The sequence below is a fragment of the Vibrio sp. KUL80 genome, assembly GCF_059725495.1.
This window is the reverse complement of record NZ_AP045842.1, coordinates 1,037,280-1,059,189: the sequence shown is the minus strand read 5'-3', so window position 1 is coordinate 1,059,189 and position 21,910 is coordinate 1,037,280. Positions and strand designations below refer to the sequence as shown.

General features: G+C 50.6%; 11 protein-coding genes. 6 read left to right on the top strand and 5 right to left on the bottom strand.

Going from position 1 to position 21,910, the window contains the following annotated elements:
* Positions 1-85: 85 nt before the first annotated feature.
* Positions 86-799, top strand: a complete 714-nt coding sequence (locus tag AC6I8U_RS21285) for a UTRA domain-containing protein (RefSeq protein ID WP_498018431.1) — start codon at positions 86-88, stop codon at positions 797-799.
* 16 nt (positions 800-815) lie between these two features.
* Here the strand turns inward: AC6I8U_RS21285 and AC6I8U_RS21280 are convergent, their stop codons facing one another.
* On the bottom strand, positions 816-1,631 hold the full coding sequence (locus AC6I8U_RS21280) for an AraC family transcriptional regulator (protein ID WP_498018430.1): 816 nt from the start codon (positions 1,629-1,631) through the stop codon (positions 816-818).
* Positions 1,632-1,948: 317 nt separating this feature from the next.
* The gene (gene pdxH / locus AC6I8U_RS21275) at positions 1,949-2,587 is read right to left on the bottom strand and encodes a pyridoxamine 5'-phosphate oxidase (RefSeq protein WP_042475029.1); all 639 of its coding nucleotides are present in this window, start codon (positions 2,585-2,587) and stop codon (positions 1,949-1,951) included.
* 357 nt (positions 2,588-2,944) lie between these two features.
* On the opposite strand from pdxH, the gene AC6I8U_RS21270 reads away from it, so the two are divergent.
* From AC6I8U_RS21270 to AC6I8U_RS21250, 5 genes are all read left to right on the top strand, one after another.
* Positions 2,945-4,336: an HlyD family type I secretion periplasmic adaptor subunit gene (locus AC6I8U_RS21270; RefSeq protein ID WP_498018429.1), complete on the top strand. Its 1,392-nt coding sequence runs from the start codon at positions 2,945-2,947 to the stop codon at positions 4,334-4,336.
* A gap of 64 nt (positions 4,337-4,400) precedes the next feature.
* Positions 4,401-5,057, top strand: a complete 657-nt coding sequence (locus AC6I8U_RS21265) for a transglutaminase-like cysteine peptidase (protein WP_498019616.1) — start codon at positions 4,401-4,403, stop codon at positions 5,055-5,057.
* Between the two features lie 6 nt (positions 5,058-5,063).
* Complete coding sequence (locus AC6I8U_RS21260) at positions 5,064-6,974, top strand: bifunctional diguanylate cyclase/phosphodiesterase (protein WP_446566632.1); 1,911 nt, start codon at positions 5,064-5,066, stop codon at positions 6,972-6,974.
* A 14-nt stretch (positions 6,975-6,988) separates the two neighbouring features.
* Positions 6,989-9,103 (top strand): type I secretion system permease/ATPase, encoded by a 2,115-nt coding sequence (locus AC6I8U_RS21255; protein ID WP_498018428.1) that lies wholly within the window; start codon positions 6,989-6,991, stop codon positions 9,101-9,103.
* Between the two features lie 378 nt (positions 9,104-9,481).
* Positions 9,482-10,474: a 2-hydroxyacid dehydrogenase gene (locus AC6I8U_RS21250; protein WP_498018427.1), complete on the top strand. Its 993-nt coding sequence runs from the start codon at positions 9,482-9,484 to the stop codon at positions 10,472-10,474.
* 87 nt (positions 10,475-10,561) lie between these two features.
* Here the strand turns inward: AC6I8U_RS21250 and AC6I8U_RS21245 are convergent, their stop codons facing one another.
* Genes AC6I8U_RS21245 through AC6I8U_RS21235 form a run of 3 tightly spaced genes read right to left on the bottom strand, consistent with a single transcriptional unit; the run spans position 10,562 to position 21,439 of the window.
* Positions 10,562-16,321 (bottom strand): Calx-beta domain-containing protein, encoded by a 5,760-nt coding sequence (locus AC6I8U_RS21245; RefSeq protein ID WP_498018426.1) that lies wholly within the window; start codon positions 16,319-16,321, stop codon positions 10,562-10,564.
* Positions 16,322-16,326: 5 nt separating this feature from the next.
* Positions 16,327-18,249: a Calx-beta domain-containing protein gene (locus AC6I8U_RS21240; RefSeq protein WP_498018425.1), complete on the bottom strand. Its 1,923-nt coding sequence runs from the start codon at positions 18,247-18,249 to the stop codon at positions 16,327-16,329.
* A gap of 13 nt (positions 18,250-18,262) precedes the next feature.
* Positions 18,263-21,439: a Calx-beta domain-containing protein gene (locus AC6I8U_RS21235; RefSeq protein ID WP_498018424.1), complete on the bottom strand. Its 3,177-nt coding sequence runs from the start codon at positions 21,437-21,439 to the stop codon at positions 18,263-18,265.
* Between the last annotated feature and the right edge of the window lie 471 nt (positions 21,440-21,910).

Genomic DNA, 21,910 nt, shown 5'->3' with positions numbered 1-21,910 from the left:
TCAAGATGAGGTCTAAGCCTTCATAAAACTGTTACCAAGCTGTCGTATCTTGTTCATCTATACGCTAATGGACTAGATCACAACAATGAAACCCCTCACCCAGCTCGCGAAAATCAAAACCACCATACGAGAGCAAATCTCAGGAAACATCATGCAGGCTGGGCAAAAACTGCCTTCTGAGCGTGAGTTGAGTGAACTCTTCTCCACCACTCGAATTACTATTAAGGATGCCCTTACCTCGCTTGAAACCGAAGGCTTGATCTATCGAGAAGAGCGCCGTGGCTGGTACGTTTCACCGCAGCGTATTCGCTATAACCCATTGTCACGTAGTCACTTTCATCAAATGATTCGCGAACAAGACCGAATAGCAGAAACCAAGCTAGTAAATGTTCGAAGTGAGATGGCAAGGGGCGAATATGCCAAAGCGCTGTCGGTTGACACCATTACACCGATTCATGTCATTGAGCGACTGAGATATATCGATGGGCGCGTGGTACTGTTTGTGGAGAATTGCCTAATTGCCTCGCTGTTTCCCAGCATTTTAAATGAGAACCTAACCCTATCTCTCACCCAGTGCTATCAAGAAAAGTACGGTTACGAGACAAGGCGCTCACACTTCGATGTGATTCCAACGTCAGCGCCGAATCATGTCGCCAAAGCGCTCAACTTGGCAGAGGGGCAACCTGTGCTCAAGATCTGCCGAGTTAACTACAAGCAAGATGGAGTGTTGATGGATTGCGAGTTTGAGTATTGGCGTCCCGATGCCATGATGATTTGCATTGACAGCGAATCCCAATAATCAACGCGGTAGCAGGCTAAGTGAAGCGTTTACGATATTGAGACGGTGACATACCTTGCAACCTCGAAAAGGCATGTGTGAAGGTGCTTTGCCCGGAGAAGCCTGTCAGCTCAGCAATCTGTCCTAGGTTTAGGTGACCTTGCTCGATGTAGCGTTTCGCCGCATCGACACGCTTATTAAGCACGTACTGATGAGGGGTAATTCCCAATTGCTCTTTGAACAGCATATGGAACTGACTCTCGCCAAGAAAGACACTGCCCGCCAACTGAGCGACAGAGATCTTGTGAGCAAGATGCTGCTCGATGTAACGATCGATCTGCTCAAGGTCAAAGCGAGAGTCCCGCAGCGAGGTTTTTAGCTCCGAGATATGGCGCTGCAACAGAGCAACCACCGTATCGTTACATGCACGGCTAAGCAGCAGATCATCCGGACTGCTTTTCATCTCTGCCACCAGCATTTGAATCAGCTTTTGGATCTGAATATCAAGCTGGAAGTAGGTTTTACTTTGCGATAACTCATTGATTCGTTGAAGAAGAACTGGATCGTCATCACTCGGCAATGGCATATTCAGCACTAAGATATCTGGCTGATCAATCACACCGCCGAAAGCATGATCAAGGTTTGATGTCACCACGCAGCCCTGTCCGGGCCCTACAAGGTTGCCAATTCCGCCCACTTCGAACTCGGACTTTCCCTTTAGGCCGATGACCACTTGGGTATAGTGATGCTCGTGAGAGTCCATATGCGAAGGCAATCGTACGATTTCTGCAGGCTTGATGATTTTAGGTGCCGAGGAAGCATGATCAAGGATGTCATTGTTTCGTTTAACCATGTTTCCGGCCGCCATGTAAGTTGAATTTCGATCCGCGGAGTATACCCATTTACATCCAATTTGGAAAAACTAATCGCTCTAGCCCTTGTGCTTACTCACTTGAACGTTACGCATTTGCAAAAGTAGTAAACATGGAAAAAGGATCCTTACTTGATCAAGCTTCCGGAACGATGATCATGTTGAGACAAGTTACGGTGCTTGTAATTTGTACTAAATTCGCTTGAAGTTATAAAAAAAGCTGCGAAAACCGCAGCTTAGATAAATCTCGTTACTCAAAGGCAAAAGCAACTCAAATACAATGCATATAAAAAAAAGAGTTACGGCGCTAAACGTTCCGCTTCCCAATGACCCGTTCCATCCTTACTGAACAGAAAACGATCATGCAGGCGGTGCTCGCCGCCTTGCCAGAATTCTATCGACTCTGGACGAATACGGTAGCCGCCCCAAAACGTCGGAACAGGAATCTCACCTTTTGCAAACTTCTGCTTAAGTTCTAAGAACTTACCCTCCAATACGCCACGAGCCGAGATACGGCTACTTTGTTTACTGGCAATCGCTGCCAATTGGCTCTCTTTCGGACGAGAGGTAAAGTACTTCATGTTTTCCATCGCCGTCAGCTTCTCAGCCACGCCAGTGATATGTACCTGACGCTCTAGGTTGTGCCAAGGGAAGTGCAGGCTCACTTTGTTATTGTGCTCTATCTGCTGAGCTTTGCGACTGCCAAGGTTGGTGTAAAACACAAACCCATTTTCATCAACGTTCTTAAGCAGCACAATGCGTTGAAAAGGCATGCCGTTTTCGTCAACGGTTGCCACTGTCATAGCGGTAGGATCAGTCAGCTTGGCTTCCACTGCCTGCTCTAGCCATTTATTGAATTGGACAATAGGGTCATCCGCTAAGTCTTTACGACGCAAACCACCTTTCGAGTATTCGCGGCGAATATCTTCAATTCCCATAACAACTCCTCACTTTTTTGTGAATTCTGCGCTGATATGTGGCAGAAAACAACCCGAATTCCCCTTCTGGTCATCGATTTTTGAAATCCATCTCCTAGTTTGTAATGAATTGGTGATGGGTTTTCGCTGACCAGACATTATTTCGATAATTCATTACTTTATATTCACCCCGTCACTGCTAAACTTTTGGGTAATAGATGAAAAGGATGTCACCCTCAGCGACAGGTTACCTACTGAACTACGCCCAATAATGCAGTATGGATCGACTCTTTCGTTAAGAAGAGGTTACAGATAGACAGTGTTAGTAATAGAATCAAAACATTAGTCGCATCCTAAACAGACCATTTCGGATGAAATATGGACAAGAAAGAATACAAAAAGGTGTCGGACGCCGAACTGGATTATATCGACGACAAAACCGCTGCTTTGCTGCTCAATACGCCCACCAGCGCCAGAATCATGCTCTGGGTCATGTTGCTATTTTTTGTTTGTGCAGTGGCCTGGGCTGCATGGGCAGAGATCGATAAGGTTACCGTTGGCCAAGGAAAAGTCATCCCTTCCTCTCAAGTTCAGGTCATTCAAAACCTCGAAGGTGGCTTGGTAAAAGAGATCCTTATTCGTGAGGGCGACATCGTTACCCAAGGACAGCAACTGCTACTTATCGACGATACGCGATTCCGCTCAGATTTTCGCGAGCGCGAACAGCAAGTACTCAATCTAACGGCGAGCGTTTTGCAACTCTCCGCTTCGCTAACCAGTGTAATTATCGATGAATCAAAATCAGGAAGTGACTGGCGACAATCTGTCACTCTCGATACCACCAAACTCGCCTACCCCCCTACGTTCGAAGAAAACAACAAGAGTTTGGTTTCTCGCCAAAGAGCGGAATACCGACAGGATCTCAATGAGCTTCGAAACGAACTATCAGTCATTGATCAACAGGTAAGACAAAAACAGCAAGACCTCGTTGAGATGCAAGCCCGAGTTCGCAACCTAAGAAACGGCTACAACCTAGCTCGCGACGAGCTAAACATCACTAAGCCTCTAGCCGATGAAGGTGTCGTTCCAAAAGTTGAACTGCTTAAGCTACAACGACAGGTCAACGACACAAGACGAGAACTTACTTCAACGGAGCTTAAATTGCCGGCTCTACGCTCTGCCATCGAGGAAGCGAAACTGAGCCGTATCGACATCGCACAGAAATTCCGCTCAGAGCAACAAGAAAAACTCAATGAAGCGCAAGACCGCCTTTCCTCTATGACAGAGTCAGCCGTTGGCCTTGAAGACAGAGTGAACCGAACGGTCGTGGTTTCTCCAGTAAATGGAACGGTGAAAACACTCAACATCAATACGGTAGGCGGCGTAATCCAGCCGGGGATGGATATCGTTGAGATCGTCCCAACGGAAGACACCCTGCTAGTTGAAGCCAAAATTGCCCCACAAGACATCGCGTTTTTACGCCCAGATTTACACGCTATCGTGAAGTTCAGTGCCTACGATTTTACAAAGTATGGCGGCTTGGACGGAACACTTGAACACATTAGCGCGGATACAACTCAAGACGAAGAAGGTAATAGCTTCTATATCGTCCGAGTAAGAACAGACAAGACCAATTTTGGTCACGATGAAACCTTGCCGATTATTCCTGGCATGACCGCATCGGTGGACATTATTACCGGTAAACGCACGGTGCTGGATTACCTGCTTAAACCGATACTAAGCGCACAAAATAACGCTCTTAGAGAGTAAAAGGGACTGAGTGATTAAGAGTGAGCGCACGGAGCGTCTGCGCGCCAGAATAAAGTTTGCATTAATAGGCTGTGCCGCCGCGGTAGCAATATCGCTAGCGGGAACAAGTGACGCCTATACCAAACAAGAGCAGCGTTGGATTAGCACAGTGACCAAGACATACGGAGACAGAGCTGGAAAACGAGTCCAGACATGGCGTTCCGTACTGGCTGGTTTACAGGGTAAATCCGAGCAGCAACAATTGATTGGCGTAAACGAGTTCTTCAATCAGCTCAACTTTGTCGACGATATTCGCTTGTGGGGAAAAAAGGACTACTGGGCAACCCCGTTAGAGTTTCTAGGAAGCAATGCAGGCGACTGCGAAGATTTCACAATCGCTAAATACTTCTCGCTGCTAGAGCTTGGGATCTCAGATCAAAAACTCCGTCTAGTGTACGTCAAGGCGATAGAACTGAACCAGTTCCACATGGTTCTCGCTTACTACGAAACCCCTCGTTCTCAACCGCTGATCTTGGACAACCTAATCGGCGACATAAAGCCCGCGTCTAAACGCGGCGATCTATTACCGATATACAGCTTTAATGGTCGCAACCTATGGACCATGAAAACTACCCAAGGCAAGTTAGCCGGAAAGTCGTCGAGACTTAAATTATGGAATGATTTGCGCAGTCGCGAGCGCTCATTAACGTTACGGAAACCAAAGGTAAATTACGACGAGTAAATAATTATGACACTATACAGACAGCTAGTGGTCGGCATGATAGCAGTATTTGTGCTGCTGTTAACGTCGGTGTTTATCATCGAATTCAACACAACAAGAAACTTCCTAGAGCAGCAGCAACGCTCTGAGGTAAACAACACCATCAACACGGTGGGGCTTGCCTTAGCGCCGTATCTGAAATCTCAGGATAGTGTCGCTGTTGAATCGGTAATTAACGCGCTTTTTGACGGCAGTACCTACTCAACGGTACGCTTGGTTTTTCTCGAAACCAATGAGGAAATCGTCCGTAGTTACCCAATCAAGCCAAGCGATGTCCCTGAGTGGTTTACCAACCTTTCCCTATTCTCGCCAATCAACGACTCTCGAGTTGTGACCAGTGGCTGGCTGCAACTCGCCGAAGTTGAAATCATCAGCCATCCTGGCGAAGCATACTCACAGCTCTGGTCTGCTTTCGAGAGATTGTCTGCTGCCTTCTTAGGTATTTTTGCTCTTGGCCTGCTCTCCATTTCCTTTATTCTGCGCCGCGCTCTTAACCCTCTGCGCGCCATCGTGCAGAAAATGGAACAGGTTGCCAATCGCCAGTTTGGTGAGCCGCTATTGAGACCCAAAACCAAAGATCTGATTGCTGTTGTTGATGGCATCAACAGCATGTCTGCACACGTTGAAGAGTCCTTTAAACAACAAGCAAAAGAAGCGCAGAAGCTTCGCGAGCGCGCCTACATGGATCCTGTTTCTCATTTAGGTAACCGTGCATTCTTCATGGGGCAACTCAACCAGTGGCTGTCTGAATCTTCACTGGGCGGTGTCGCGATTCTCCATGCAGAGTTTATTAAACACACCTACAAATCCGATGGATACGAAGCGGGTGACGGTCTAGTCCGTGAACTGGCGGACTTGCTGTCGATGACCATTAACCTGCCGAATACCGTCATTGCGCGAATCTCGACAGATGAGTTTGGTTTCGTGTTCCCTAACATCGATGAAAACGAATTAAAGTTTGCAGCTAATAGTATTATTACCTGTATTCAAGACCTCAACGCCGATCCAACAGGTCTTAGTAAAGCAAAAGCATCACTGGGTGTGGTGTTTAATGAAGAGCGTAAGAATTCCACACAAATGCTGTCGGTGTTGGATAATGCGCTAACCAAAGCGAAATCTAACCCAGAGATCGACTACGGCTACATCTCAAGCGAGCATACTGGCGTCATCATGGGTAAACAGCAGTGGCGCGCCTTGGTGGAAGAAGCGATTAACAATGACGAAGTCACTTTCCGATTCCAGTCAGCCAACAGCAGTTTTGGAGAGACCTATCACCGAGAAGTCTTCTCTGCGATTGAGAAAGATGGCGAGCGCTATACCGCTAACCAATACCTGCTAGCACTAGAGCAGCTGGATGCTAGCCATATCTTTGATGAGCACGTGATTATCTCGGTTATCCGCAAACTAGAGCGCCAAGAAATGGCAGATGCTATCGCTATTAACATCACACCGACCAGTATTGCTCAACCAAGCTTTATTCGTTGGATCTCACAAGAGCTGGCTAAACACCCTAGCATCTGTGAGAAACTGCATTTTGAGATCCCAGAGACCTGCTTTATCAGTAATCCGCACCACACCGCGCTTTTCTGTAATGCTGTCCGCGGCGCTGGCGCCATGTTTGGTGTTGATAACTATGGTCGAAACTTCCAATCATTGGAGTATTTGAATGAGTTTAGACCTGACTATGTGAAACTCGATTATCTGTACACTCACCAACTTGATGATGAGAAACAGAAATTTACGCTCACCTCTATCTCTAGAACTGCCCATAACTTAGGCATTAAAACGATCGCCTCGCGAGTGGAAACACAAACGCAGCTGGACTTCTTGTCTGAGCACTTTGTGGATGTATTCCAAGGCTTCATTGTGGACAAATAACAGAGGCAGATTCCATGAAGGATCCGTTACTTAACTCGCTTATCTACATCAGCCGCTACTACGGCTTAGCCAACTCTCCTGAAGCGTTGGTGAACGGATTGCCTCTCTCATCTGGCAAGCTTACTCCGTTCTTACTGCCACGCTCAGCTGAGCGCGCAGGCTTGGTGGCGAAAGAAAATCGCGCAGACATTGGCGATATCCCCAGTATCGTATTCCCCGTCATCTTGCTGCTCAAAGGCGGTGATGCGTGTGTGCTCAATAGTATTGACCAAGAGAGTAAAGAAGCGGAAGTCATCACGCTTGAGTCAGGCATGGTACCCATCTCAATTGGTCTTGATGATCTGATAGAGCAGTACACGGGTCGCTACTTCTTGGTGAAGAAACAGTTTCGCTATGACGAACGTTCTCCAGAGGTGCTTAAAACCCGTGACGGACACTGGTTCTGGGGAACTTTGTGGGAGTCAAAACGCATTTATCGAGATGTGTTAATCGCTTCATTACTCATCAACATCTTCGCCATTGCTGCGCCGCTGTTCACTCGATTAGTGTATGACAAGGTAGTACCCAATCTTGCCTTCGAGACGCTCTGGGTGCTCGCCGCCGGTATCTTCGTCGTGTTTGGCTTCGACCTCGTTCTCAAGTTGATGCGCAGTTACTTTATCGACGTGGCGGGTAAGAAATCCGATATCCTGATATCCTCAAAGCTGTTCAGTAAGGTCATGGGGATCCGAATGGAGTCCAGACCGCCATCGGTTGGCGCATTTGCGCGCCATTTGCAAGAGTTCGAATCAATACGAGAGTTCTTCACATCAGCGACCATTGCATCACTGATCGATCTTCCTTTTGCACTCTTGTTCTTGGTCATCATTTGGCTCATGGCGGGTAACCTCGTCATCATCCCTATTGTTGGCGTAGTGATACTCATCACCTACTCACTGCTCATTCAAGGTCCTTTGAGAAAGACCATTGAAGAGGGCTCCCGATTGGCGTCGCAAAAATACGCGAACTTAATTGAGAGTTTGGCAGGTCTTGAAACGGTCAAAATCTTCGGTGCACAAAGCCAATACCAGTATCGCTGGGAAGAAGCAGTCGCTCACATGGCTAACTGGAATATTAAGAGCAAACGTATCACCGACGGCATTCAAAACACCGCGGGGTTTGTTCAGCAATCTTCCAACATCGGTATGATTATCCTTGGTGTCTACTTAATTGCAGAAAGCGAACTCACCATGGGTGGTCTAATCGCCGCAACCATGTTGAGTAGTCGTGCGATTGGGCCTCTAGTGCAGCTTTCACTGCTTTCGACCCGCTATAACCAAGCTAAGTCATCGATGACCATTATCGAGCAAGTAATGGCGATGCCGGACGAGCAAGAGGAAGGTAAGCGCTACATTCACCGCCCTATCATCCAAGGTAAGATTGAGCTTGATCGTGTGACCTTCCACTATCCAGACTCACCAATGGCCTCGATTCGAGATTTGAGCCTAACAATAGAGCCTGGTGAGAAAGTCGCTATTATCGGTCGTATCGGTTCAGGTAAGACAACTCTTGAGCGCCTCATTATGGGCTTGTACCAGCCCACAGAGGGTCATGTGCGTATCGATGAAACTGACATCGCTCAGCTTCATCACGTAGACGTAAGACGCAACATAGGCTGTGTTCCACAAGATTGCGCGCTGTTCTATGGTTCCATTCGAGACAACATTACGCTGGGCCGACCACTCGTCGATGACCGAGACGTGATGGATGCAGCAAACCGAGCCGGTGTAACGGTATTTACCCAGCAAGATCCGGCGGGGTTAGAGAGACAAGTTGGTGAAGGTGGATTGCTTCTCTCAGGTGGTCAACGTCAAGCTGTCGCCATTGCTCGCGCCTTCTTGGCACGTCCACCAATCTTAATTATGGATGAACCGACTAGCTCGATGGATAACCGCTCCGAACTGCACATTAAAACGCAGCTCAAGCAGCTCAAAGAATCAGAGACACTGGTTTTAATCACTCACAAAACTTCTATGCTTGAGGTCGTAGACCGAGTCATCGTAATGGAGAAAGGAACAATCATCGCTGATGGTCCAAAAGCTCGGGTACTTAATGACTTGAGAGAGGGCAAAGTAAGAGCAGCAAGCTAAGCCTCTCAACAAAAAGCCCGCTCATGGCTTACCATTGAGCGGGCTTTTTCGTTTTTAACTACTTTTTTCTTTATTAACAAATAGCTAGAGACTAGAAAAAAACTCGAGCGCGAACGCCAAATACCCATACACTTTACTCTCTTTCAATGATGTTGGTATCTCAATGTGTGAGCACATAGTAACCAATCACTTTCACAAAAAATTGCCATTTGACGACATATAGAATCTTACTCAATTCTATCTCATCACTTCGCGTTATATACCCACACAGGTGCTCGGTTTATCTACGTATTAAGGGTGTGATACTTTGCTAACAGACACGCTCAACTACACTATCGTTAGTCCAAGACACCGTTAGCCCAAGAGTGAGGAATAATAATGACCAGTATTGTATTTTTTAGCGCCAAGTCTTACGACGAAGTGGCTTTTGAAAGCGCGAAAGGGTCAAGACCATTGCACTATCAGTTCTATAGCTTTGGACTCAATGAGAAAACAGCAAAAATGGCAAAAGGACACGACGTCGTCTGTGCTTTCGTGAATGATGATTTATCGAGGCCAGTGCTAGAGCAGCTCGCTCATCGTGGTATTAAGATGATTGCCATGCGCTGCGCTGGGTTTAACAACGTCGACCTAGAAGCTGCGAAAGAACTAAACATTCAAGTGGCTCGTGTTCCTGCATACTCTCCAGAAGCCATTGCCGAGCACGCTGTCGGCATGATGATGACGCTAAACCGCCGCTTCCATAAGGCGTTTCAGCGCACCAGAGACGCAAACTTTTCATTAGAAGGCCTGGTTGGATTCAACTTCCACGGACGAACGGCGGGTATCATAGGCACCGGAAAGATAGGCATAGCGACCATTCGTATCCTTCGTGGACTAGGCATGAACGTGCTTTGTTATGACCCTTACCCAAATGATGCGGTTACAGAACTCGGAGCAACCTACCGCGAGCTCGATGAATTGATCAGCAAATCAGATGTGATTTCACTGCACTGCCCAATGCAGCCAGAAAACTACCACCTTCTCGATGCTACCGCTTTCAGTAAGATGAAAGATGGCGTGATGATTATCAACACCAGTCGAGGAGAGCTTTTGGACGCATCTGCTGCAATAGAAGCGCTCAAACAGGGTCGAATAGGTGCACTAGGCTTGGACGTGTACGAGAGTGAAAAGGAGCTATTTTTCCAAGATAAATCCAACGATGTGATTGTCGATGACGTCTTTCGTCGCCTATCGGCATGTCACAATGTGCTATTCACAGGGCACCAAGCGTTTCTGACCACAGACGCTCTCGAAAATATCGCAGAAACAACACTGGGTAATGTTGAAGACTTCATTGCACAAAAGCGCTCTACGAACTTCATAGACTAACCTTTGGAAACTTAAGGTCGGTTAGGCTTACTGAGCTAACAAAAAGGGAAGTCGATTAGACTTCCCTTCTACATTGCAGCCCTCGCTCTATGGCTCATTTATGATGAGAATAGTGTTAAGGTCGACGCCTACGACGCCTTCCAGTTCAATGCTGACTGTTTTGTAATCACCTTTATCAATGCTGATTACCGTATTGCCATTCAACTCTTCTGACTGAATAACATCCGAAGCCAGTAGATCTGCTAAGGTATCGTCATCATCAAATAGGTCTGAAAGGTCAATAACATCATCATTGCCATTTTCTTGCGAGAAATCTTTGATGACATCGTAGCCACCGTCGAGATCAGATTCGGCCCATTTAAAGATATCGTTACCTTCACCACCAGTCATCACATCATCACCGGCACCGCCGATAAGCAGATCGTTACCGTCTGTGCCATGTATCACGGTAACACCGCTACCGCCTTGTACTGCGTAATCGAGTTCATCGGTGAGGTCTAGATTACCTTTAGAAAGGATATTCACATCAACCGTAGCGGTATCCGTGCTAGCAAGACCATCAGCATCAACTGCGCTATACACGAACTGATCTTCAATCTGTGCCTCAATAATTTCTATGCTTTGGAGCACAAACCCCGCATTCTGGCCACTATCATCTACAGGAATGATCCTGAACTCATCGAAAGCGACATCAGAGTCAACGTTTATCAACGCTTGCTTCGATGAACTGCTATCGGGGCCGTTCACAACAATTGGATCAGGGTCAAGCAACACACCATCGGCATAGAGATAAACAAATACTTTCGAATCGCCATTGTTAAACGAGCCTGTCATCGCACCAATACCGATCGCGAGGGTATTCACCAGCCCACTTTGGAACTTGACTGACATGTACTCTTTAGTTTCAGATTCAGTCTCTTTACCCTGGCCACTTTCAGCTGCTCGCTGAGTAAAGTAGCCTCTCTGTTTTAGAACACCCGCGCCATCAAAACCTATCGATTCCTGCGTCAAGTTGTCATGAGGAGCGTCACCCGCATAGGTACCACCGGTTAAAATGATCCCTTGCTCTTCTAGCTCAGCCAGGTCACCCGTAAAGCCATCAATCGTGGCATCAAACGCAACGTCGACATCGTAATAGATATCATGAGTTTCCGCGATCATATCCCCGGCTTCTAGGTCGAATCGTACAGGATCACCGTTGACATCAGTAATAAAGTAGAGCTGACCGTATGCTGGTTCCTCCTCGATTTTTATCATGGTGACTTTGCCAGGGTCTTGGTCATCCTCCAAGTCAGTAATGAAGTCAGAGAAGTCGAGCGGGATATTGTCGTCGCTCGCATAGAGCTCGAAATCCGTGACTTGTGGTGGGTTATTAAGCTCGACTATCGTCGTCTCTTGTGTCGCTTGAGATAGGTCGAGCGCTTCAAATATTGGTTGTCCTCCTGGAGTTTCTACAGCGCTAACGCTGACGCTAAATACTTCATCACCCTCAATCTGGCCATCTTGTAGCGTTTGAATGGTAAAGGTTGCTGTTAAACCATCATCACCAACTGTGGCCTGAGAAGTCTCTACAATATCCAAGTTTGAGGCTGTGGTATAAGTGTATGTAAACTTGATAATCGACCCCTCTGGAACAGCACTATCTAAAAGTGCCGTATACACTCCAGTGAAGTCACCTTCATTAACGCTAGATGGACCGGTCAGCGTGACGACGGCCGCGTCTCGGTCGTCCGGATCCGTTTCATCGGTGATGCTCGTCTCTTGGCTGGCGTTGGTTAAATCCAGCTCTTCGAAAATAGGGTTGTCGTCGCCATCCACCACACTTTCTACGCTGACCGTGAACGCTTCGCTGCCTTCGGCTAGGTTGTCATCCACGGTTTGGATGGTGAACGTCGCCGTCTGGCCATCTTCCCCAATCACCGCTTGGGTGGTTTCAACGATGTCTTCATTGGACGCTGTAGTGTAGGTGTAGGTGAGGTTGACGATGGTGCCCACCGGAGCAGGACTGCTTAGCGTGGCCGTATAAGTGGCACTCTCCTCGCCTTCCACGATGGTGCTTGGACCGGTCAGCGTGACAACGGCTGCGTCTCGGTCGTCCGGATCCGTTTCATCGGTGATGCTCGTCTCTTGGCTGGCGTTGGTTAAATCCAGCTCTTCGAAAATCGGGTTGTCGTCGCCATCCACCACACTCTCAACGCTGACCGTGAACGCTTCGCTGCCTTCAGCCAGGTTATCGTCCACGGTTTGGATGGTGAACGTTGCCGTCTGGCCATCTTCCCCAATCACCGCTTGGGTGGTCTCAACGATGTCTTCGTTCGACGCCGTGGTGTAGGTGTACGTGAGATTCACGATGGTGCCCACCGGAGCAGGACTGCTTAGCGTGGCCGTATAAGTGGCACTCTCCTCGCCTTCCACGATGGTGCTTGGGCCAGTGAGCGTGACAACGGCTGCGTCTCGGTCGTCCGGATCCGTTTCATCGGTGATGCTCGTCTCTTGGCTGGCGTTGGTTAAATCCAGCTCTTCGAAAATAGGGTTGTCGTCGCCATCCACCACACTTTCTACGCTGACCGTGAACGCTTCACTGCCTTCAGCCAGGTTGTCATCCACGGTTTGGATGGTGAACGTCGCCGTTTGGCCATCTTCCCCAATCACCGCTTGGGTGGTCTCAACGATGTCTTCGTTCGACGCCGTGGTGTAGGTGTACGTGAGGTTGACGATGGTGCCCACCGGAGCAGGACTGCTTAGCGTGGCCGTATAAGTGGCACTCTCTTCCCCTTCCACGATGGTGCTTGGGCCAGTGAGCGTGACAACGGCTGCGTCTCGGTCGTCCGGATCCGTTTCATCGGTGATGCTCGTCTCTTGGCTGGCGTTGGTTAAATCCAGCTCTTCGAAAATAGGGTTGTCGTCGCCATCCACCACACTTTCTACGCTGACCGTGAACGCTTCGCTGCCTTCAGCCAGGTTGTCATCCACGGTTTGGATGGTGAACGTCGCCGTTTGGCCATCTTCCCCAATCACCGCTTGGGTGGTCTCAACGATGTCTTCGTTCGACGCCGTGGTGTAGGTGTACGTGAGGTTGACGATGGTGCCCACCGGAGCAGGACTGCTTAGCGTGGCCGTATAAGTGGCACTCTCCTCGCCTTCCACGATGGTGCTTGGGCCAGTGAGCGTGACAACGGCTGCGTCTCGGTCGTCCGGATCCGTTTCATCGGTGATGCTCGTCTCTTGGCTGGCGTTGGTTAAATCCAGCTCTTCGAAAATAGGGTTATCGTCGCCATCCACCACACTCTCAACGCTGACCGTGAACGCTTCACTGCCTTCAGCCAAGTTGTCATCCACCGTTTGGATGGTGAACGTCGCCGTCTCGCCATCTTCCCCAATCACTGCTTGGGTGGTCTCAACGATGTCTTCGTTCGACGCCGTGGTGTAGGTGTAGGTGAGATTCACGATGGTGCCCACTGGAGCAGGACTGCTTAGCGTGGCCGTATAAGTGGCACTCTCCTCGCCTTCCACGATGGTGCTTGGGCCAGTGAGCGTGACAACGGCTGCGTCTCGGTCGTCCGGATCCGTTTCATCGGTGATGCTCGTCTCTTGGCTGGCGTTGGTTAAATCCAGCTCTTCGAAAATAGGGTTGTCGTCGCCATCCACCACACTTTCTACGCTGACCGTGAACGCTTCGCTGCCTTCAGCCAAGTTGTCATCCACCGTTTGGATGGTGAACGTCGCCGTTTGGCCATCCTCCCCAATCACTGCTTGGGTGGTCTCAACGATGTCTTCATTCGACGCCGTAGTGTAGGTGTAGGTGAGATTCACGATGGTGCCCACTGGCGCTGGCGTGCTCAAGGTCACGGTGTAGTCGGTACTCTCTTCCCCTTCCACGATGGTGCTTGGACCGGTCAGCGTGACGACAGCTGCGTCTCGGTCGTCCGGATCCGTTTCATCGGTGATGCTCGTCTCTTGGCTGGCGTTGGTTAAATCCAGCTCTTCGAAAATAGGGTTGTCGTCGCCATCCACCACACTTTCTACGCTGACCGTGAACGCTTCGCTGCCTTCGGCTAGGTTGTCATCCACGGTTTGGATGGTGAACGTCGCCGTCTGGCCATCTTCCCCAATCACCGCTTGGGTGGTTTCAACGATGTCTTCATTGGACGCTGTAGTGTAGGTGTAGGTGAGGTTGACGATGGTGCCCACCGGAGCAGGACTGCTTAGCGTGGCCGTATAAGTGGCACTCTCCTCGCCTTCCACGATGGTGCTTGGACCGGTCAGCGTGACAACGGCTGCGTCTCGGTCGTCCGGATCCGTTTCATCGGTGATGCTCGTCTCTTGGCTGGCGTTGGTTAAATCCAGCTCTTCGAAAATCGGGTTGTCGTCGCCATCGACCACACTCTCAACGCTGACCGTGAACGCTTCGCTGCCTTCAGCCAGGTTATCGTCCACGGTTTGGATGGTGAACGTTGCCGTCTGGCCATCTTCCCCAATCACCGCTTGGGTGGTCTCAACGATGTCTTCGTTCGACGCCGTGGTGTAGGTGTACGTGAGATTCACGATGGTGCCCACCGGAGCAGGACTGCTTAGCGTGGCCGTATAAGTGGCACTCTCCTCGCCTTCCACGATGGTGCTTGGGCCAGTGAGCGTGACAACGGCTGCGTCTCGGTCGTCCGGATCCGTTTCATCGGTGATGCTCGTCTCTTGGCTGGCGTTGGTTAAATCCAGCTCTTCGAAAATAGGGTTGTCGTCGCCATCCACCACACTTTCTACGCTGACCGTGAACGCTTCGCTGCCTTCAGCCAAGTTGTCATCCACCGTTTGGATGGTGAACGTCGCCGTTTGGCCATCCTCCCCAATCACTGCTTGGGTGGTCTCAACGATGTCTTCATTCGACGCCGTAGTGTAGGTGTAGGTGAGGTTGACGATGGTGCCCACTGGCGCTGGCGTGCTCAAGGTCACGGTGTAGTCGGTACTCTCTTCCCCTTCCACGATGGTGCTTGGACCGGTCAGCGTGACAACGGCTGCGTCTCGGTCGTCCGGATCCGTTTCATCGGTGATGCTCGTCTCTTGGCTGGCGTTGGTTAAATCCAGCTCTTCGAAAATAGGGTTGTCGTCGCCATCCACCACACTTTCTACGCTGACCGTGAACGCTTCACTGCCTTCGGCTAGGTTGTCATCCACGGTTTGGATGGTGAACGTCGCCGTTTGGCCATCTTCCCCAATCACCGCTTGGGTGGTCTCAACGATGTCTTCGTTCGACGCCGTGGTGTAGGTGTACGTGAGGTTGACGATGGTGCCCACCGGAGCAGGACTGCTTAGCGTGGCCGTATAAGTGGCACTCTCTTCCCCTTCCACGATGGTGCTTGGGCCAGTGAGCGTGACAACGGCTGCGTCTCGGTCGTCCGGATCCGTTTCATCGGTGATGCTCGTCTCTTGGCTGGCGTTGGTTAAATCCAGCTCTTCGAAAATAGGGTTGTCGTCGCCATCCACCACACTTTCTACGCTGACCGTGAACGCTTCGCTGCCTTCAGCCAGGTTGTCATCCACCGTTTGGATGGTGAACGTCGCCGTTTGGCCATCCTCCCCAATCACTGCTTGGGTGGTCTCAACGATGTCTTCATTCGACGCCGTAGTGTAGGTGTAGGTGAGATTCACGATGGTGCCCACTGGCGCTGGCGTGCTCAAGGTCACGGTGTAGTCGGTACTCTCTTCCCCTTCCACGATGGTGCTTGGACCGGTCAGCGTGACAACGGCTGCGTCTCGGTCGTCCGGATCCGTTTCATCGGTGATGCTCGTCTCTTGGCTGGCGTTGGTTAAATCCAGCTCTTCGAAAATAGGGTTGTCGTCGCCATCGACCACGCTCTCTACACTGACCGTGAACGCTTCCTGCCTTCAGCCAGGTTGTCATCCACGGTTTGGATGGTGAACGTCGCCGTTTGGCCATCTTCCCCAATCACCGCTTGGGTGGTCTCAACGATGTCTTCGTTCGACGCCGTGGTGTAGGTGTACGTGAGGTTGACGATGGTGCCCACCGGAGCAGGACTGCTTAGCGTGGCCGTATAAGTGGCACTCTCCTCGCCTTCCACGATGGTGCTTGGGCCAGTGAGCGTGACAACGGCTGCGTCTCGGTCGTCCGGATCCGTTTCATCGGTGATGCTCGTCTCTTGGCTGGCGTTGGTTAAATCCAGCTCTTCGAAAATAGGGTTGTCGTCGCCATCCACCACACTTTCTACGCTGACCGTGAACGCTTCGCTGCCTTCAGCCAGGTTGTCATCCACCGTTTGGATGGTGAACGTCGCCGTTTGGCCATCCTCCCCAATCACTGCTTGGGTGGTCTCAACGATGTCTTCATTCGACGCCGTAGTGTAGGTGTAGGTGAGATTCACGATGGTGCCCACTGGCGCTGGCGTGCTCAAGGTCACGGTGTAGTCGGTACTCTCTTCCCCTTCCACGATGGTGCTTGGACCGGTCAGCGTGACGACAGCTGCGTCTCGGTCGTCCGGATCCGTTTCATCGGTGATGCTCGTCTCTTGGCTGGCGTTGGTTAAATCCAGCTCTTCGAAAATAGGGTTGTCGTCGCCATCCACCACACTTTCTACGCTGACCGTGAACGCTTCGCTGCCTTCAGCCAAGTTGTCATCCACCGTTTGGATGGTGAACGTCGCCGTTTGGCCATCCTCCCCAATCACTGCTTGGGTGGTCTCAACGATGTCTTCATTCGACGCCGTAGTGTAGGTGTAGGTGAGATTCACGATGGTGCCCACTGGCGCTGGCGTGCTCAAGGTCACGGTGTAGTCGGTACTCTCTTCCCCTTCCACGATGGTGCTTGGACCGGTCAGCGTGACAACGGCTGCGTCTCGGTCGTCCGGATCCGTTTCATCGGTGATGCTCGTCTCTTGGCTGGCGTTGGTTAAATCCAGCTCTTCGAAAATAGGGTTGTCGTCGCCATCGACCACGCTCTCTACACTGACCGTGAACGCTTCGCTGCCTTCAGCCAAGTTGTCATCCACCGTTTGGATGGTGAACGTCGCCGTTTGGCCATCCTCCCCAATCACTGCTTGGGTGGTCTCAACGATGTCTTCATTCGACGCCGTAGTGTAGGTGTAGGTGAGATTCACGATGGTGCCCACTGGCGCTGGCGTGCTCAAGGTCACGGTGTAGTCGGTACTCTCTTCCCCTTCCACGATGGTGCTTGGACCGGTCAGCGTGACGACAGCTGCGTCTCGGTCGTCCGGATCCGTTTCATCGGTGATGCTCGTCTCTTGGCTGGCGTTGGTTAAATCCAGCTCTTCGAAAATAGGGTTGTCGTCGCCATCCACCACACTTTCTACGCTGACCGTGAACGCTTCGCTGCCTTCGGCTAGGTTGTCATCCACGGTTTGGATGGTGAACGTCGCCGTCTGGCCATCTTCCCCAATCACCGCTTGGGTGGTTTCAACGATGTCTTCATTGGACGCTGTAGTGTAGGTGTAGGTGAGGTTGACGATGGTGCCCACCGGAGCAGGACTGCTTAGCGTGGCCGTATAAGTGGCACTCTCCTCGCCTTCCACGATGGTGCTTGGACCGGTCAGCGTGACAACGGCTGCGTCTCGGTCGTCCGGATCCGTTTCATCGGTGATGCTCGTCTCTTGGCTGGCGTTGGTTAAATCCAGCTCTTCGAAAATCGGGTTGTCGTCGCCATCGACCACACTCTCAACGCTGACCGTGAACGCTTCGCTGCCTTCAGCCAGGTTATCGTCCACGGTTTGGATGGTGAACGTTGCCGTCTGGCCATCTTCCCCAATCACCGCTTGGGTGGTCTCAACGATGTCTTCGTTCGACGCCGTGGTGTAGGTGTACGTGAGGATTCACGATGGTGCCCACCGGAGCAGGACTGCTTAGCGTGGCCGTATAAGTGGCACTCTCCTCGCCTTCCACGATGGTGCTTGGGCCAGTGAGCGTGACAACGGCTGCGTCTCGGTCGTCCGGATCCGTTTCGTCGGTGATGCTCGTCTCTTGGCTGGCGTTGGTTAAATCCAGCTCTTCGAAAATAGGGTTGTCGTCGCCATCCACCACACTTTCTACGCTGACCGTGAACGCTTCACTGCCTTCAGCCAGGTTGTCATCCACGGTTTGGATGGTGAACGTCGCCGTTTGGCCATCTTCCCCAATCACCGCTTGGGTGGTCTCAACGATGTCTTCGTTCGACGCCGTGGTGTAGGTGTACGTGAGGTTGACGATGGTGCCCACCGGAGCAGGACTGCTTAGCGTGGCCGTATAAGTGGCACTCTCCTCGCCTTCCACGATGGTGCTTGGGCCAGTGAGCGTGACAACGGCTGCGTCTCGGTCGTCCGGATCCGTTTCATCGGTGATGCTCGTCTCTTGGCTGGCGTTGGTTAAATCCAGCTCTTCGAAAATAGGGTTGTCGTCGCCATCCACCACACTTTCTACGCTGACCGTGAACGCTTCGCTGCCTTCAGCCAGGTTGTCATCCACCGTTTGGATGGTGAACGTCGCCGTTTGGCCATCCTCCCCAATCACTGCTTGGGTGGTCTCAACGATGTCTTCATTCGACGCCGTAGTGTAGGTGTAGGTGAGATTCACGATGGTGCCCACTGGCGCTGGCGTGCTCAAGGTCACGGTGTAGTCGGTACTCTCTTCCCCTTCCACGATGGTGCTTGGACCGGTCAGCGTGACGACAGCTGCGTCTCGGTCGTCCGGATCCGTTTCATCGGTGATGCTCGTCTCTTGGCTGGCGTTGGTTAAATCCAGCTCTTCGAAAATAGGGTTGTCGTCGCCATCCACCACACTTTCTACGCTGACCGTGAACGCTTCGCTGCCTTCAGCCAGGTTATCATCCACGGTTTGGATGGTGAACGTCGCCGTCTGGCCATCTTCCCCAATCACCGCTTGGGTGGTTTCAACGATGTCTTCATTGGACGCTGTAGTGTAGGTGTAGGTGAGGTTGACGATGGTGCCCACCGGAGCAGGACTGCTTAGCGTGGCCGTATAAGTGGCACTCTCCTCGCCTTCCACGATGGTGCTTGGACCGGTCAGCGTGACAACGGCTGCGTCTCGGTCGTCCGGATCCGTTTCATCGGTGATGCTCGTCTCTTGGCTGGCGTTGGTTAAATCCAGCTCTTCGAAAATCGGGTTGTCGTCGCCATCGACCACACTCTCAACGCTGACCGTGAACGCTTCACTGCCTTCGGCTAGGTTGTCATCCACGGTTTGGATGGTGAACGTCGCCGTTTGGCCATCTTCCCCAATCACCGCTTGGGTGGTCTCAACGATGTCTTCGTTCGACGCCGTGGTGTAGGTGTAGGTGAGGTTGACGATGGTGCCCACCGGAGCAGGACTGCTTAGCGTGGCCGTATAAGTGGCACTCTCCTCACCTTCTACAATGTTGCTTGGACCGGTGAGAGTCACGGCAACCGTGTCCTCTGGGCCTGGGTCTTCTTCATCCGTAATCGTGGTGTCTAAGCTAGCATTGGTTAAGTCCAATGCTTCAAAGATAGGGTTATCATCGCCGTCAACCACGCTCTCTACGCTGACCGTGAACGCTTCACTGCCTTCAGCGAGGTTGTCGTCCACAGTTTGGATGGTGAACGTCGCCGTCTCGCCATCCTCCCCGATCACCGCTTGGGTGGTCTCAACAATGTCTTCGTTCGACGCCGTGGTGTAGGTGTACGTAAGGTTCACGATGGTGCCCACTGGAGCAGGACTGCTTAGCGTGGCCGTATAAGTGGCACTCTCCTCACCTTCTACAATGTTGCTTGGACCGGTGAGGGTCACGGCAACCGTATCCTCTGGGCCTGGGTCTTCTTCATCCGTAATCGTGGTGTCTAGGCTAGCATTGGTTAAGTCCAATGATTCAAAGATAGAGTTATCATCGCCGTCAACCACGCTCTCTACGCTGACCGTGAACGCTTCACTGCCTTCAGCTAGGTTGTCGTCCACAGTTTGGATGGTGAACGTCGCCGTTTTGCCATCCTCCCCAATCACCGCTTGAGTAGTCTCAACGATATCTTCGTTCGACGCCGTGGTGTAGGTGTACGTGAGGTTGACGACGGTGCCCACTGGCGCTGGGCTGCTTAAAGTGACGGTGTATTCATTACTTACATCACCCTCAGCGATATCAGAGGGTCCCTCGAGGGTTACGACAACTGTGTCTTCTTCACCTGGATCGTCCTCGTCTGTTATTGTTACTTGATGACTCGCTTCGGTTAAATCGAGCTCATCAAAAACAGGCTCACCCTCGGAGTTCACCACACTACTAACTCTAATTACAAAAGTCTCTGTCCCTTCAGCCAAGTTATCATCGATAGTTTGGAGATTGAAAGCTGCAGTTACGCCGTCCTCACTAACAATGGCCTCGGCCACTTCGACGATATCTTCCCCTGAAGCGGAAATATATTCGTAAACCAAGTTAACAATACTACCAACAGGTGCAGATTCTCCTAGGGCAACTGTAAATTCGTTATTAACAGAGCCTTCAATAACATTTTCAGGACCGTTCAAAACGACTGAAACGGGTCCTACTGGTTCTATGGGAGCCGGCAGCGAAAACTGCAACAGCGTTAGAGATTGCGTAGCTGTGAGCCCCTGTGCTTCCAAACCTGTCGTGTCGAACTGAGTAGACGCAATTACTTGAGTGCCGTCACGCTCAATAACCCCAGTAGTGGTTGGGCTCGAGCCATTTTCTTCACCTGCTGCAGTCTCTTGACCTTCAACATCCGTCGGGTCTTGTCCAGATTCGATCTGTGCGATGATCGCGTCTGCGTCCAATGCTGTTATCTCAAGCGTTCTCGCTGTGCCATCATCTTCAATAACGACGACGTTCACATCCTCACCGACTTCTGCATCCTCTAAAATGTCGATTACGACATCTCCTGGACGAGGATCTAGTCCCTCAGGAAGGACTGTCAGCCTCCCTTGAGCATCCACCACTAACGTACCTGAAACCTGCACTGCACCAAATAAAGAAAAACCACTCATGTTCGACTCCTTGAGTCACCCAGTAACGACCGGGTTGCTCTGTAATATTACCTAGCTCATTCGTTAACACTGCGTTGCGAAAAGGTTGAATTTTTATTTATTGTATAAAGGTAATATCAGACATCTCGAATATTGAGTATGTTTTGGCAAGCTAATTAATCATGTGTCTCAAAAAAGAAATTAAGTCTCTCATATTCGAGAATCGTAGATTTCCGCTCATATTTGTTTATTTTTTTGTTACTCTCTGAAGTTAAAGGAAAAATTAAGATTTCATTTATTCTACTCAATTCCAATTTAACGACATAGGCATTAGAGCGCATACTAGTTCGTTAGTGGTGGGATAAGCTCTTCCTTGAATGAATCTGACCTCAATAGCAAGGCACAGATACTACCGCCAAGCTCAGTCTTATGGGAGGCGCTCCTACTTTGGTTAATGGTTTAGGAATTGTATTTTAGAAAAGGAATTGAACG